The following is a 15,298-nucleotide window of genomic DNA, read 5'->3' on the forward strand; positions in this document are numbered from 1 at the left end:
TGACCGATGGAATCGGCCTGTTTCTGGTGATTGAGGGCCTGTGGCCTGCTAGACCATAGGGGCAAAAGCGGCAGCGGAGGAACGATGGCTGGGGCAGACGCAATAAACCCGACGCTTACGCGGCGGCTGGTGCTGCTGGGCGGCGCTGCTGCCGCAGCGGGGGCCGGCATCTGGTGGCAGCGCCGCCAGCCACCGGACCACGATCATCCGCGGCTGACCGTGGCGGAGGCCTATGCGCAGGCGCAGGCCGGCGAGATTACCCTGGTAGACATCCGCACGCCGCAGGAATGGCGGGCGTCGGGTGTCCCAGTGGGCAGTCATCAGATCGACATGCGGCGGGAAGACTTCATCAAGGCCCTGCAGGCTGTGGCGGGGCCTGACCGCTCTGTGCCTGTGGCGCTGATCTGCGCCCGCGGTGTGCGCTCTGCACGGGTGACGCTGATGCTGTCGGAGGCGGGTTATACCCATGTGATTGACGTGCCGGAAGGGATGCTGGGGTCTGCAGCCGGGCCGGGCTGGATCGCCGGCAACCTGCCGGTGGCGCGGTGGCAGGGATGATGCAGGGGTTGAGAAAGGCGGCGGCTGCCGCGGCTCTGGCTGCGGTCTGCGGCAGTGCGGCCATGGCGGAGTGCGGCGCAGAGGCAGGTGCCTGCAGCATTGAAGAGGGACAGTATCAAATTGTCCTGCCGGATCCTGCGGGGGCAGAGGGCGCAGTGCCGGTGGTGATGTTCCTGCACGGCTATGGCGGCAGCGGCAGCAGCGTGCTGCGCAACCGGACGCTGGTGGCGGGGCTGAAGCAGCGCGGCTATGCGGTGATTGCGCCCGAGGGGCTGCGCCGGGATGGCAGCGGACCGCAATCCTGGGGGTTCGGCCCGTTTACCGGGGGGCGTGACGAGGGCGCGTTTTTTGCTGCGGTGCTGGCGGATGCGGCAGAGCGGTTCGGGACCTCCCGGTCGCAGACGGTGCTGGCCGGGTTCTCGGCCGGTGCCTTCATGGTGCATTACCTGGCCTGCCGCGACCCTGCCGCCTTTGCGGCTTATGCGCCGGTGTCCGGCGCCTTCTGGCGGCCGCAGCCGGAACGCTGCAATGGCCCCGTGCGGCTGTTGCAGGTGCATGGCTGGCGCGACGAGGTGGTGCCGCTGGAGGGCCGAATTCTGGGTGGCGGGCGGTTTGAGCAGGGCGATGTCTTTGCCGCGCTAGAGGTTTGGCGGGAGGCCAACGCTTGCACCTCTCATGCGCCGGACAGGGCGTGGAGCGCAGATGGCCTGATGCGCCGCCGCTGGGACTGCGGGCCGGGTGCGGATATTGAGCTGGTGCTGTTTGATGGTGGCCATACGCTGCCCAAGAGCTGGGCGGAGCTGATGGCGGAGTGGTTCGAGGACCAGCCGGCGGTGCGCTGACGCCGCCGGAACGTCTAGCGCCGCCGGAGCGTCTGGAAAAGGGCGGCGGGCACCCGCCCCTTCGGCCTGAAAATCAAAGATTTGCAGGCCAAAGCGTTGGGCCGGGCAGCGCGCCCGTGCGGGCGCGCTGCGGTAGCGTTTGCCGCGGGCCTCGCCGCGCGTCTGCGCGGCGCTGGGCCCAAGGCCGCCAAGGGTGTGCCGACCAGCCGGGGCATCCTGCGGGCGCGGGAGTTCCTTGTTTGCGGCGGTTACTCTGCCGGGGTGCCGCGGGCGGTGGTACCGTCCAGCAGCGCCTTCAGGTCAGCGCGGGCGGCACGGGCGGCGCGGGTGATCTGGGGTTCGGTGAATTCCTCCCGCGTGGCCATCCAGTGGCGGATGCGGTTCACGGTCTTGACGCCGGAGAGCGCAGACAGCGGCACCGCCAGCACCAGCGACAGCGCGATGGGCGCCAGCCACAGCGACACTGTTCCGGTCAGGATGCCGGCCCAGAGCGCAACACCGCTGACGGTTTCCAGCGCGTGGCAGGTCACAAGGGTACGCAGGGAGTAGCTGCCGCCGTCACGCGCCTGCGGTGCCCAGCCGCGCTGCAGGCCAAGGGCGGTGCGGAACACCGCGATCATCTGCTGCACCATCAGGATCGGCGCATAGAGGATGGCCAGCACCACCTCGGACACGAAAGACAGTGCGAAATGCACCGGGCCGCCGTATTCGGAAAACCGGTTGCCTGTGAGCGGCAGCGCTGCTGCGGCCAGCATCTTGGGCGCCAGAAGCATGGCGTAGATCAGGATGATCACCAGCACATGCTTGGGCTCGGACATGTCGGGCCAGCTGGGGCGGAAGGGGTTGGCTTCGCTGAAGTAGCTGATGACGGACGCCTCTTCGCTGCGGCCGATCACGGCCCAAAGGACCAGCAGTGCAAACCAGACCGGCGCCATCAGGTAGCCGATCGCGCCTGCAAACAGGTGGAAGCGGGAGATTGCGCGGAAGCCTTTGGCGTGCAGCAGGTTGAGGTGCTGCAGGTTGCCCTGGCACCAGCGGCGGTCGCGCAGGATGTGGTCGATCAGGGTGGCCGGTGTTTCCTCGTAGGAGCCGCGGATGCGGGGCAGGAAGCGCACCGACCAGCCGGCCCGGCGCAACAGGCCTGCCTCGACGAAATCATGGCTCATGATCAGCTTCTCGCCGCCGCCAAAGCGGGAACGCAGCAGCGGCAAGCCGGCACAGGCGGCAAAGGCGCGGGTGCGGATGATGGCGTTGTGGCCCCAGTAGTTGCCCTCGTGGCCGGCCCAGCGGGCGAGGCCCTCGGCCAGTGCCAGGCCGTAGACACCGTTGGCGAATTGCTGCATGCGGCCAAAGACCGATTGCGCGCCAATCAGCTGCGGGTAGCTCTGGATCAGGCCTGCGCTTGGGTCGCGGGCCAGCGCATCGGCCAGCCGGGCGATGGCGCGGCCGGTCATCAGGCTGTCGGCGTCCAGCACCAGCATTGCCTCATACCCAGCGCCCCAGCGGCGCACCCAGTCGGAGATATTGCCGACCTTGCGGCCTTCGTTGTCGTCGCGGCGGCGGTAGTAGAGCTCAGTGCCCTCGGGCAGCATGGTGCGCAGCGCCTCGACGCTGGCGCGCTCCTGCGCGGCAATGGCGTCGTCGCGGGTATCCGACAGGATGAACATCGCGTATTCATGCAGGCCGCCGCGGCCGTGAAGCTCCTGCAGCATGGTCTGAGCGTTGCCCAGCACGTACCAGGGCACCTCGTTGTAGACCGGCATCAAGAGCGCCACCTTCATCGGGCGGGCAGCACCGCGGGCGGCGGTGCGCTCGCGGCGCGACAGCCCGTAAAGGCCGAGCAGTACAGTGGAGACGGTGAAGGCGATCCAGAAGAAGTTGAAGGCGATCAGCGCCAGCAGGATCATCTCCAGCACTGAGAAGCCGCCATCGGTGAACCAGCCGGCCATGACCCAGGTCAGAACACCGGTTGCGGCCATCGCGGGCGAAAACGCCAGCAGGCGCCACAGCGCCACCTGGCGCGGCGCAGCACCGCCGGGGGCTTCCGCATCGCGAAAATCCTTGCTGAAATCTTGCTCCGGCATCGCCAGAGGCTGTTCCGGAGGCATCAGATCACACATGGTCATGCGGTCCACCTGTAAAGCCAGACCTCAGAGGCGGGGCTGCCGTCTTTCCTGAGCTGGGCGCGAAGTTCGACGTGGTCCCGGTCGCCCGGATCAAAGTAGAAAGCGAGCCGCAGGCCGCCGGTTTCCGGATTGCGCTGCAGCACGCCTTCGCTGGTCGCCACATGGGGAGAGTGGATGTGGACGTCAAGGGTGTCCGGTTCGCCTTCGAGCAAGGGGTGCGCGGCGAAGTCGATGGTCATGATCCGGCCCGGACCGCCAAAGATGCGGGCGCCTTCGGCGGTGTCGGTCACCCGCGGCATCGGCAGCACCGGCTCGCCGCCCCAGGTGAGGCGGTAATTGAGGCTGACCTCGGACCCGGCGGCATAGGGTTCGCGCGGGCGCCAGTAGGCGACGATGTTGTCGTAGATTTCCTTGTCCGCCGGGATTTCCACCAGCGTGACAGCGCCTTTGCCCCAGTCTTCCTTGGGTTCCACCCACAGGCAGGGGCGGTTGTGATAGAAGGCCTCGAGGTCGTTGAAATCCGACAACTTGCGCGACCGCTGCATCAGACCGAAGCCGCGCGGGTTGTCGTCCACGAAGGAGGACACTTGCAGGCGTTTCGGGTTGGCCAGTGGCCGCCACAGGGTTTCGCCATTGCCGTTCAGTACCAGCAGCCCGTCGCTGTCGTGCACCGCCGGGCGGAAATCGTCGAACCGGTGGCGGTTGGTGGCATCGAACAGGAACATCGAGGTGAGCGGCGCAAGGCCTGCATGGCTCAGCTCCTCGCGGGCAAACAGGGTTGCCTCCACATCCATCACGGCGCTGCTGCCCGGGGTGACGGTGAAACGGTAGGCGCCGGTCACCGACGGCGAGTCCATCAGCGCATGCACCACCATATGGCGCTGGCCGGGGGCGGGGGCCTCGAGCCAGAATTCGATGAACTCGGGGAATTCCTCGCCTTCGGGGTCAGCGGTTTTCAGAGCCAGGCCGCGGGCAGACAGGCCGTAGGCATTGCCGATGCCGATGGCGCGGAAATAGCTGGCGCCCTGGAAGACGCAGAACTCTGTCTTCTTGGTGGGGTCGTCCAGATCGGTGCGCAGGCGCAGGCCTGAATAGCCCAGGTCGCCCTCGGTGGTGAGGTCCGGCGCCTTTTCGTTTTTGTCGAACAGCGAGAGGTCAAAGGGCACGCGGCTGGACAGCCCGTCCGTCACCGTATTGATCTGGATGGCGCGCGGGAAATAGAGGCCGGGAAGGAAGAAATCAACGTTGTAGCTGCGGTCAGTGCTGGACCACAGCGCGTCCTTGGTGCGGAACCAGCGGGCCTTGTAGTCGTCATAGGACTGCTCCAGCCAGTCTTGCGGCACCATCGGGCGCTCGGCATAATCCTTCGCGGCCAGGGCGCGGGCCTTGGCGATCACGACATCGCGGGTGAACGGCACGGCTTCGCTGGCCATGCCGGGCAATGCGGCAAGGGCGGTGCTGCCAAGTGCGGCAGCCATGAATGTGCGGCGGGTCAAAGTGCTCATCGCTTGGCTCTCCAAGGTTGCGACTTGAACCAGGCTGCGGAGTAAGCGCAGACAATGATTAGGAAAAAGCCAACCAGGTTGGCGAATGCCGTGGTCATAACCGCGCGGTCGGTCTGGTCAAGCGCAAAGCCGATGAACCGCGCCAGAGCCATGGAGAAAACAAACACCGCAAGCGATTGCTGGCCGACCTTGGTGATCAGTTTCAGCAAAACTGCCCAGGTGCGGGCCGCCAGAGACTGGCCGGAGGCGATGAGCCGCTTGCCGCCAGTGCCGGCCGCTACCCAGCCCAGATAGGCCAGCGACAGGAAGTGGGCATAACGCAGCAGGCCGAAGTCTGTTTTCTCGCGCCATTCGGCGGTGATTTCCCAGGTCGGGCGGATCAGGCTGGCCAGGTCCTTGTTCGCAGCTTCCACCCACAGGAACACCTTCCAGGAGCCGAAGGGCGCCGACAGGACCAGGAATGCGGCGGCCAGAATCACCAGCGCCTTGGAGACCGGCGGCGCAGGCAGCCAGCCTTTCATGAAGGCAAAACCGGTGAAGAACAGCAGCTGCCAGCCGAGCGGGTTGAAGAACCATTCGCGGTCTGACCAGGGTTCCGCCATGAAGGAGATACCGTCCGGGCCGAGGCCGATCATGTAGGGGTTGGCGGTGAGCCAGATCAGGATGCTGGCGGTGGCCACAGTCCACAGACCTGCCTTCTCCAGCCCCATCATCAGCGGCATCAGCAGAAGAACCACCAGGTACATCGGCAGGATGTCAAAGTAGTTCGGAACATAGGTGAGGGTGAACAGCCCGGTCAGCTGCTGCACCGTGTTGGTGAAGAACCAGTGCAGGTTCAATGAGCCGATATAGCTCTTGTCGAAGCCGCCGTATAGGTCGAGCAGCGCCATCGAGGCGGCGAGGAAGAAGAACAGGCCGATATGGGCCCAGTAAACCTGCCAGCAGCGGAACACCACGCGGGCGGTGCCGAGCCACCAGCCTTGCTTGGCATAGGAGCTGCCGAAGGCAATGGCCGAGGCCATGCCGGAGCAGAAGACGAAGATCTCTGTTGCGTCGGAAAAGCCGAACCGGGCCGGGATCCAGCTGGCCCAGCGGTTGCCCGGGATATGCGCCACCAGGATGATGAACATCGCTATACCGCGGTAGAAGTCGAGCCGCGGGTCGCGCACACGGGGTTGGGCCGCCTGCAGCGGGGGCTCTGCACGGTTGGCAGCATTGGGGTCTTTCTGAGGCCCGGGGAAGGGCGCAACGCTGGACATCGGTCGTTTCTGGTCCTTGAAGGTCTTATTCGGCGGGAACGCTTGCAGCGTCGGGTGAGTTCCGGCCCTGGGCGATCAGAGCGCGGCGGGCCAGGGCGTAATTGTCCTCTGTGCCGCCGCGCTTGACGCAGCGGTCATCCAGTATTGCTTCGACTTCGTCAAGCTGTCCTGCACGCAGGCCGGCGTCTATGGTTATCCGTTCGAAAACATCGCGTTGCGCGTGGCTGCCGCCGGCCAGCTGCATGGTTGTGCGGGCTGTGGATAAATTTGCGAAAGCGGCCTTGTAATTACCGTCTCCGAAGGCCTCAAGCCCGTCGGCGGCGGCGCATCCCGGGGCAGCCATCCGTTCCTTCGCCTCGCTGCCGCCCGCGTCAGCATCGGCGTGAATCCGCTGAACCAGCCGGTGCGCCTCCTCCTTTCGGTGGCCGGTGAGGGCCAGGAGGTAGTGCAAATCGGCAAAAATCAGGCTTCCATCCTCGGTCCGGTTGGCACAGAGATTCGCCAGTTCCTCCCAGCGGGGGCCCACATTGACGCCTTCCAGTTCCAGCCGCATCAAGAGCGAGGTGGCGTTGGAGATGTCGCGGTAGTCGTCGGTTTTGTCTTTGCGGACCTCACTGTCATAGAGGGCGATGGCTTCGTCCATCTGGCCCAGGTCCAGATGCATCAGCGCCTTGTGCCACCAGACGTGATAGCGGAAGTTGTTGCAATGGGCCCAGGCGTCCTCGCGCCCCTCAAGCCATTCCAGCCCCGATTTCGCGTTGCCGGTCATGTCGTGAACGTGGGCGACCGCGTGCAAGCCCCAGGCATCGTCCGGTGCCATCCACAGCGCCTGGCGCCCTGCGTTGGCGGCGCGTTCGTACTCGCCGGTTTCCTCCAGCGAGAAGGAGTGGCAGCCCAAGAGGTAGCCGCGGCCTGCGTGGTCGGGATCGTAGGAGGGCAGCACCCTTTCAATCGAGGCGCGCATGCCAGCGGAGTCGCCCATGATAAAGCGGATGCCGTGGCTGAGTTTCATCGCCAGCGTGTCCTGCGGGAAGATGTCCAGCACCTCCTCCATCCGCTGGATGGCCTGGCTGGGATGGCCCGACAGCCAGTTCTCCAACGCGTCGACATACTTGCGTTCGCGGGGCAGGGCGCCTTCATAAAACGCCTTGGCGTCGCGCAGCGCCTCGCGGGCGGTCGGCAGTAGCTCGGACCGGCCAAGCATTAGCAGCGACAGCCCCTTGATCGCATGGGCCAGGGCAAACTCCGGTACCGCTTTCAGCACCGCGCCCAAGTGGTCGGCGGTGACGGCGGCGTGGGCCAGAACCCCCAGCTGCACGGCGTTCCAATCCTGCAGCGCGGCTGCGTCAGTCAGGCTGCTGTCTTGGCCGAAAATGTCATGCGTCATGGGATTCCAATCTCTTTTTTGAACTCTGCGCGGTTTCCGTGTGTTCCAGTAATGTAGAGTAGAACATCGGATTGACCCGGGCGAACCCCGCTCTCGGTTTGGTGATGGGCTGTGTGCCTGCAAATGTGAATTTCGCCGGATGTGTAGGATTTCCCCTGAAAATTCTGCAAGGGGCCGTGGCAATTGATTGCAAAAACACCGCCGGTTTGGCGGTGTTTTGCCGGAAACTGTAACACTTGGCGGAATGCTGCCGCGGATTTGGGCGGTCAGGGCGTTCCGAAGGGGGAACCCGAGCCCAGAATCTCTTCTGTGCCTTCGCCGCATCGGGGCGGCGCGTGCCGGTATGTGACTGGCGTGCGCGAGAAATTCAGCGGGTTGCCCAGCAGCCTAACCGGGCCTGCCGCGGTGTCCATGCCGATCGCCATGTCGCGGGCTTCGACTTGATCGGTGGCGAACAGGGTTTCAAGGTTTTGCACCGGGCCGGCTGGCACCTTGCGGGCCTCCATTGCGTCCAGCACCGCATCTGTGGTGAAGCGCTGCACAGAGGGGATCAGGATGGCATTCAGCGCATCGCGGTTCTGCAGCCGGGCGGGGTTGGTGGCAAAGCGGGGATCTTCTGCCAGGCCCTCGAGCCTTAGGAACTCCATGAAACGGCGGAACTGGCTGTCGTTGCCCACCGCCAGGATCACGTGGCCGTCCGAAGTCTCATAGACGCCATAAGGCATGATGCTGGGGTGTTCGTTGCCGCGGCGCTTGGGGTTCTGGCCTGTGTTCAGATAGGCGACGCCCTCGTTGATCAGCCAGGCGATCTGGGCATCCACCAGGGCCAGGTCGATCTGCTGGCCTTCGCCGGTTTTCTCGCGGTGGTGCAGTGCGGAAAGGATGCCGATGCAGGCGTACATGCCGCACATCACATCGGCGATGCCGACGCCTGCCTTCATCGGCTGGCCGTCCGGCTCTCCAGTCAACGACATGATGCCGCCGAACCCTTGGGCCATGATGTCATAGCCGGGCTTGTGGCTGTTGGGGCCGGTTTGGCCGTAGCCCGAAATGGAGCAGTAGATCAGCCCCGGCAGATCGTCCTTGAGGCTGGCATAGTCCAGCCCGTATTTCGCCAGCCCGCCGGGTTTGAAATTCTCGATCAGGATGTCGGCTTCTGCTGCCAGGCTGCGGATCATTTGCTGGCCGTCTTCCGTTGCAATATCAATGGCGACCGAGCGTTTATTGCGGTTGGCCGCCATGAAGTAGGCGGAAAGGTCGGATTGCTGCCCGTCCGCATCTGTAACATAGGGCGGCCCCCATTGCCGGGTGTCGTCGCCGCCGGTCTTGGGGTTTTCCACCTTGATCACCGTGGCGCCGAGGTCGCCCAGGAGCTGGGTGCAGGTCGGGCCTGCCAGGATGCGGGAGAGGTCGAGAACCTTGACGCCTTTGAGGGCGCCGTGGGGCAGCAGGTCAGATGCGGCCATCGTAGCCTCCGCGGTCGATCACAGCCGAGATGACGGTGAATTTGTCTGATTTCATTGCGTCCATCAGCGCGGCGCGCAGTTCGCTTCGGTTGGTGACCGTCACACCGTTGCCGCCGAACGCCCGGCCCATGGCGGCAAAATCGTGCTCGGCGAAATCGACACCGCCGTTGGCAAGCTGGCGCTGGCGCTGTTTCAGCTCAATCAAGGCAAGGCTGGCGTCCGCAAAAACCACGAAGATGGGAGCCACGCCAAGTTCGGCAGCTGTGGCGAGCTCGCCTGCGACCATCAGAAAGCCCGCGTCACCGGAGAAACTGACCACCGGGCGGTCCGGCTGCGCCAGCTTGCGCCCGATGGCCATTGGCACGGCGCAGCCCATGGTGCAGAGGCCGGAAGACTGGATCAGACTGCGCGGCTCGGAACATTCCCACATCTGGCTGAGCAAAATACGGTGGGCGCCGCTGTCGGCGGTGGCGAGGGTTTCCGGCGGCAGGGTCGCGCGGCATTCGGCGATGACACCGGCCGGGCCCCAGTTGTCATCCTGCGGGAAGGCTTCCGCCAGCGCGGATTTGACCGCTGCCGGGCGGCCATTGGTCCAGGTTTCGCGCGGGGCGGTGCCTTCGGAGAGGGCTTCCAGCGTTGGAATGATGGCGGTCAGAAAGTTCAAGCCGGCCTGATGCATGTAGTGGGTGTTGGCCTCTGGCGCGATGTCGATGACGTTCTGGGTGTCAAGATTCCAGACATTGCGCCAGCCGGGGCGCATCTCAATCGGGTCATAGCCGATGGAGAGCACCAGATCGGCCTCGCGCACCAGCGGCAGCAGGTGTTTGTCCGCCAGCGGTGACAGGCCCGCACCGCCCAGGCAGAGGGGGTGGTTCTCAGGCAGGATACCCTTGGCCTTGTAGGTTGTGACGAAAGGGATCTGGTGTCTCTCAAGAAAACTGCGAAGGGCAGTGCCTGCGTTTTCCTGCAGCGCATCAAGACCAATGACCGCCACCGGACGTTCAGCTGCAGCCAGCCAGGACCGCGCCTGCGCCAGTGCCTCTCCGCTTGGCGCGCTGGCACTTGCAGGCGCGCGGCGGACGCCGCGGTCCTTTGCCGGCGCATCTGCCACCGAGATCGGCACGTCAATATGCACCGGCCCGTTTCGGGGTTCAGTTGCGATGGCGACCGCCTTGTCTGCGATCAGGTCCGCAGCTTCGGCGTCCAGCCTGAAGGTCGCCTTGGTGATAGGGGTGAACACTGCGCGGTGGTCAAGAACTTGATGGGTATAGCTTTGTTCCTCCGCTGCATCGACGCAGCCGGTCAGCACCAGCATCGGCACCCGGTCCTGATGGGCGTTGGCGACCACATTGATGCCGTTCAGCGCACCGGGGCCGAGGGTGGCGATCAGGATGACCGGCGCGCCGTCCGCATGATGCACACCTTCGCCCATGAAGCCGGCGCAGTTCTCATGCTTGGCCAGGTGAAAGGCGATACCCGCGCGTGTAAGCGCATCGACCAGGGTCAGCACCTCGCCGCCGGGCATCCCGAAGGCATGGCGGCAGCCTGCCTCATAGAGCCGCCGGGCCAGAACATCGGCTGCGCGTGAGGGTTCTGTCATCTTGTTCGTCCAATCCGTTGATTTGCCGCCAGAATGCCGAGCCTGTGCCCGCGCGCAAGCCCTCTCACGCCAGTGTGAGAAATGCTGCGGCGGTTTTTGGCGCAAACGGGGGGATTTGGGTATTTGTGACCAGAAAGAGGCTGCAGCTACTTTTGGGCCTGTTCAGCGATTAACGCGAAGCGGCGGTCGAGTTGGCCGGCCAGAGCTGCAAGGCCTGCGCCGCCCTCATCCGCGTATGGGGCAAAGACATGAGTGGGCAGTTTGTAAGACAGCGTGGCGGTGCCGTCAGCCTCCTCTGTCACATACATTCGCACGGGGGCCTCGATCATCGCTGCGGTCGACAGGGCGAGGATATTCACTGCGAAATCATTGTTGAAGAGGCCAATCACCCGATTGCCGGGGATGGTGATGCCGCGGGCGGCGGCAGCGCCGGTGGGGCCTGCCTGGGTGACGACGCCCAGGCCTTGGGTTTTGGCTGCGGCTTTGACATCTGCAATCAGCTGCTCGAAGGGTTTGGAGGTCTCATGCACCGCCCAGCCGTCACGCGGGGAGATGCTGCCAGCGGCGGCTGTTGAAGCTGTCAGGATCAAGGCGGCGGTCAGACGGATGAAAGACATGGGGCTTCTCCAAGGCGTGCTTGAAACATCTAGGGCATAACCGGGGAGCTGCGGCTCACAATTTAGTGGGGCTGAGGCGCCCGGTCAGGTTGCGATCTTGCCGCCACCCTGTTTGGTGATCACGACTACCGAGGGGCGCGGCGGCATCGCCGGGTCGAAATCCGGCCAGCGGGTGGCCGGATCCTCGAAGGTGGATTCGCGTTCGAACCCTTTCAGGCTGGTGGTGCCGTCGGTGCCGGGGTGCTGCACTGCCAGGAACAGGGTTTCATTGTCCGGGGTGAAGTAGGGGCCGCAAAGCTCTGCCCCCACGGGACATCGGAAAAACAGTTTGGAGTGGCCGCGCAGACCCCCTTCGGTCTCCACGCCATATAGCCCGTCGGATTTGCCTGTCTTGTCCCACTTGCGGCCCTGGTCGGTGGCGACCCAGAGGCGTCCCTCGGCGTCGATGGCGCAATTGTCCGGTGAGCCGAACCAGCCGTTTTCTGTGGTTTCCAGGTTCCATTGCGCTCCTACGGCGGCAATTGCGGGGTTTCCGCATTGCACCAGGATGGACCAGCTGCCGCGGGTGGCAGCGTGGTCGCCGCCGTCCTCCTTGAGTTCGATGATATGGCCGAAATCAGACTCAGGCCGCGGATTGGCGGCGTTGGTCTGGCCCGGCTCACGCTTGGAGTTGTTGGTCAGCATCACGAAAGCAGTGCCGTCGCCGCGCGGCGAGACATCTTCGGGGCGGTCCATCGGGGTTGCGCCCAGAACATCCGCGGCCAGGCGGGCGTCAATCAGCACGTCTGCCTGGCTGGCAAAGCCGTTGTCCGCCGTGAGCGGCCCGTGGCCTTGCACCAGCGGCAGCCAGTGCAGGGTGCCGTCCGGATCAAACCGGGCTGCATAGAGCATTCCTTCGGAAAGCAGACGGGAATTGGCGGCGCGGTCCTGCGAAACCGATCCGCGGGAGACGTATTTATAAAGGTATTCGAACCGGGCATCGTCGCCCATGTAGACCACCAGGCGGCCGTCGGCGGACAGGGTGGTTTCCGCGCCCTCATGCGCAAAGCGGCCAAGCGCTGTGTGCTTTACCGGCGTGGAATGCGGATCCAGCGGATCAACCTCAACAACCCAGCCGAAGCGGTTCACTTCGTTGGGTTCTTTATCGATGTTAAAACGGTCGTGGAATTTGCCCCAAGCGTACCACAGGGCAGGCACGTTGTAGCGGGCCATCTGTGCGGCCTCTGGCTGGCCCGTGAGATCGGGCTCGCCCTCGGCGTCCAGTTGATTGGTCCAGAAATAGCCGTGAAAGTTCTCCTCAGCCATCAGCCAGGTGCCCCAGGGAGTCATGCCGCCGGCGCAGTTGTTCAGGGTGCCAATGACCTCGCGCCCGGTAGGATCAGCGCCGGTCTGCATCCGCGGGTGGCCCGCGGCGGGACCATCAATGGCCATCACCGTGTTCAGCGGGGAAATGCGGCGGTTCATCCTGCCGTCGCGGACAACGGCCCATTTTCCCTCCGGGTTGCGGGCAATTTCCACCACTGAGCCGCCGTGGGCGGCCATTTCGATTTCCGCCAGTTCCCGTGTCATGCCAGCAAACTCTGCCTTGTCCTGGCGGCCAAGGCCGGGGAACATCACCTCTTCATTTGTGTACTCATGGTTCACGCACAAAAGCCCGCGGGTGCCTTCTGCGTTGAGGGGCAGGAACCCAACATAGTCGTTGTTGTAGCCGAACTGCTGAAGCTGTGCTGCGGCGCTCTGATTCATCACGTCGAAATCCGGCGCGTCCGCGGTGATGGGGTCCCCCCAGCGCAGCAGGATGTCCGCGTCATAGCCCGGTGCGACATGGTGGGTTTCGTCGTTGCCCCATGCCAGTTCGTCAAAGGCGTAACGGCTTTGAGCACTTGAGACAGCCGCGGCGGCCCGGTGCGGCTGAGTGAGAGCCGTCGCGCCAAAAAGGGCAGCAGAGGCAGAAGTGCCAAGCATTCCCTGAAGCACCGCGCGGCGGCCATGGCGGGCGGTGATTACATCTCCGATGGTGCGGTGACGGATCGGGTTGGCGGGGCAATCATCAGCGGCTTCAAAAGCTTCCGCCTTGTTGCCGGTCTGCGGGTCATTGATGATCTGCCTGCGGTTCATTGCTGCGCTCCGGTTGGCGTGCCGCATGGGGAGCGGCTTGCGCGGTTTTGCCGGAACGCAGAGTATTCTGCAGCCCGATGGCGTCAATCGCCGTCGTTGCAGAAAATATCGTAGACCACTTCCAGAACGCGGCGGGGCTTATCATCCGCGAGGCTGTAGTAGATCGCTTTGCCGTCGCGGCGCGGGACAACCAGGCCCTCAAGGCGCAGCCGGGAAAGCTGCTGGGAGACGGCAGCCTGTCGGGCCGACAGAAGTTGTTCCAGTTCCGTTACGGATTTTTCGCCGGAGACCAGATGGCACAGGATCATCAGCCGCCCCTGATGGCTGATGGCCTTGAGAAAGTTGGAAGCCTTGGCCGCGTTTGCAACCATTTGCTCCTTTTCTTCCGGATCCATATCAGCTGAAAACTCGGGCAGTGGCATCTTGTGTCTCCTGGTGGCACCGGGGCGCCTTACTCCTTTTTGAAATCCGTGCTGGCGAATACTTGGCGTAATTTCTGCGTACTAACAACATAATATGTAGGAGCTGTTACCAGAGTTGAACGGCGCGGCCAAAAGAAAAGCTGCCAATTTTGGTTTTTGTAAAGGTAGCGCCTTTCCGCCCGCTCTAGGCGCAGGACCAAAGATAGGGCGGGTGTTCAAGCCGCCTTTCTCAGCTCCAGCCCTTGCGGAAGAAGTGCGGCGAAGCGCCAAATTTTCGCTTGAACTGGCGTGAGAAGTGGGTGGCCGAATTGAAGCCCGAGGCCAGCGCGATCTCGGTGACAGACATTGAGGTTTCGTTCATCAGCGCAAAGGCGTGGCTGAGGCGCATGTCAAAATAGACATGCATCGGGCTTTGGTTCAGATAGCGCGAGAACAGCCGCTCCAGCTGGCGGCGGGAGATGTCGAGCCGGTCGCACAACTCGCCGATCGACAACGGTTCCTCGATCGATTCCTGCATAAGCTGCAGAGCGTTCAGCAGGCGCTGGTTGCGGCTGCCGATGGCCACCGCATAGTTCGACTTCTGCGGCGCCGCCTGGCCGCCGGAGCGCACATGCAGGCACATATCGGCGACGATGATCGCCAGTTGCTTGCCGTGGCGCTCCTCGATCAGGTGCAGCATCATGTCGGTGGCGGCATTGCCGCCGCCGCAGGTCATCAAGGGCCCCGAGATTTCGAAGATGTTTGGGGAGGGCTCCAGGCTGGGATAGCTTTCCAGGAAGCCCGGCTGGTTTTCCCAGTGCAGGGTGAACTTGTGGTTCTTGATCAGACCGGCCTGAGCCAGCGCAAAGGCACCGGTGCAAATACCGCCAATGGAGCGGCCAAAGCGGCTTTCGCGGCGCAGCCAGTTCAAGGTGACTTCGCTGGCGGCCGCGTGCGGTTCAACGCCTGCGCAGACAAAACCCATCGAATCCGAGGGCAGCGGCTGCAACTGGGTGTCCGGGGTTACCACCATGCCGTTGGAGCAGCGCACCGGCTGGCCGTCCTCCGTCATGATGTACCAGCGGTAGAGCCGGGTGCCGGTCACCTGGTTGGCAATGCGCAGGGGTTCGATAGCAGCGGCCACCGGCAGCATCGTCGCCTTGGGCAGCAGCAGGAAATAGAAATCCTGCGGCTCGCCCTCAAATGGAATGGCGAGATTGGCGGCGGCGCCTTTCTGAACGAAGCTGTCATCGGACATGGCGGGACCCCAGCGCAGCACCCGGTGAAAGACACCGGGCGGAATTCGGACTTGATTTTGCTTCCTAAGGCGCTGGTGCCGCGCGCAGCCCGAGAATAGCGACAGCGTTCCAGCGGATTGCGACACCACATGCAGGTTTGCGTCATTGGGAAAATGCCTGC

12 protein-coding genes are annotated in these 15,298 nt (G+C 64.1%); 2 read left to right on the forward strand and 10 right to left on the reverse strand.

The genetic code is table 11. The features are described 5' to 3' along the window. Nucleotides 1-84: 84 nt before the first annotated feature. On the forward strand, nt 85-558 hold the full coding sequence (locus RA24_RS07665; protein ID WP_052254138.1) for a rhodanese-like domain-containing protein: 474 nt from the start codon (nt 85-87) through the stop codon (nt 556-558). Continuing rightward, a complete protein-coding gene (locus RA24_RS07670) occupies nt 555-1,400 on the forward strand; it encodes an alpha/beta hydrolase family esterase (RefSeq protein WP_052269556.1) in 846 nt (281 codons plus the stop codon). Before RA24_RS07665 ends, RA24_RS07670 begins: the two co-directional genes overlap by 4 nt. A gap of 248 nt (nt 1,401-1,648) precedes the next feature. Here RA24_RS07670 and mdoH read toward each other — a convergent pair whose 3' ends face one another. The 10 genes from mdoH to RA24_RS07720 all read right to left on the reverse strand — a co-directional run bounded on the left by mdoH (nt 1,649) and on the right by RA24_RS07720 (nt 15,137). Continuing rightward, nucleotides 1,649-3,526, reverse strand: coding sequence for a glucans biosynthesis glucosyltransferase MdoH (gene mdoH / locus RA24_RS07675; protein ID WP_039190860.1), 1,878 nt, complete (start codon nt 3,524-3,526; stop codon nt 1,649-1,651). Further along, nucleotides 3,523-5,031, reverse strand: a complete 1,509-nt coding sequence (locus tag RA24_RS07680) for a glucan biosynthesis protein (RefSeq protein ID WP_019295822.1) — start codon at nt 5,029-5,031, stop codon at nt 3,523-3,525. Before RA24_RS07680 ends, mdoH begins: the two co-directional genes overlap by 4 nt. Continuing rightward, nucleotides 5,028-6,290 (reverse strand): OpgC family protein, encoded by a 1,263-nt coding sequence (locus RA24_RS07685; protein ID WP_039190801.1) that lies wholly within the window; start codon nt 6,288-6,290, stop codon nt 5,028-5,030. Before RA24_RS07685 ends, RA24_RS07680 begins: the two co-directional genes overlap by 4 nt. 25 nt (nt 6,291-6,315) lie before the next feature. After that, nucleotides 6,316-7,677, reverse strand: coding sequence for a tetratricopeptide repeat protein (locus RA24_RS07690; RefSeq protein WP_039190803.1), 1,362 nt, complete (start codon nt 7,675-7,677; stop codon nt 6,316-6,318). A gap of 266 nt (nt 7,678-7,943) precedes the next feature. Next, on the reverse strand, nt 7,944-9,143 hold the full coding sequence (locus tag RA24_RS07695; RefSeq protein ID WP_039190804.1) for a CaiB/BaiF CoA transferase family protein: 1,200 nt from the start codon (nt 9,141-9,143) through the stop codon (nt 7,944-7,946). Continuing rightward, on the reverse strand, nt 9,130-10,743 hold the full coding sequence (locus RA24_RS07700; protein ID WP_039190806.1) for a thiamine pyrophosphate-binding protein: 1,614 nt from the start codon (nt 10,741-10,743) through the stop codon (nt 9,130-9,132). The genes RA24_RS07695 and RA24_RS07700 overlap by 14 nt, the downstream gene beginning before the upstream one ends. Before the next feature lie 146 nt (nt 10,744-10,889). Next, a complete protein-coding gene (locus RA24_RS07705; RefSeq protein WP_039190808.1) occupies nt 10,890-11,360 on the reverse strand; it encodes a DUF302 domain-containing protein in 471 nt (156 codons plus the stop codon). 84 nt (nt 11,361-11,444) lie between these two features. Then, nucleotides 11,445-13,478, reverse strand: a complete 2,034-nt coding sequence (locus tag RA24_RS07710) for a PhoX family protein (RefSeq protein WP_039190862.1) — start codon at nt 13,476-13,478, stop codon at nt 11,445-11,447. 83 nt (nt 13,479-13,561) lie between these two features. Beyond that, nucleotides 13,562-13,900 (reverse strand): ArsR/SmtB family transcription factor, encoded by a 339-nt coding sequence (locus RA24_RS07715; RefSeq protein WP_019295829.1) that lies wholly within the window; start codon nt 13,898-13,900, stop codon nt 13,562-13,564. Nucleotides 13,901-14,129: 229 nt separating this feature from the next. After that, entirely contained in the window at nt 14,130-15,137 is a 1,008-nt protein-coding gene (locus RA24_RS07720) for a GlxA family transcriptional regulator (protein ID WP_039151854.1), read from the reverse strand. Between the last annotated feature and the right edge of the window lie 161 nt (nt 15,138-15,298).

Origin of the sequence: Leisingera sp. ANG-M6, assembly GCF_000813905.1 — a bacterium.
Lineage (GTDB): Bacteria > Pseudomonadota > Alphaproteobacteria > Rhodobacterales > Rhodobacteraceae > Leisingera.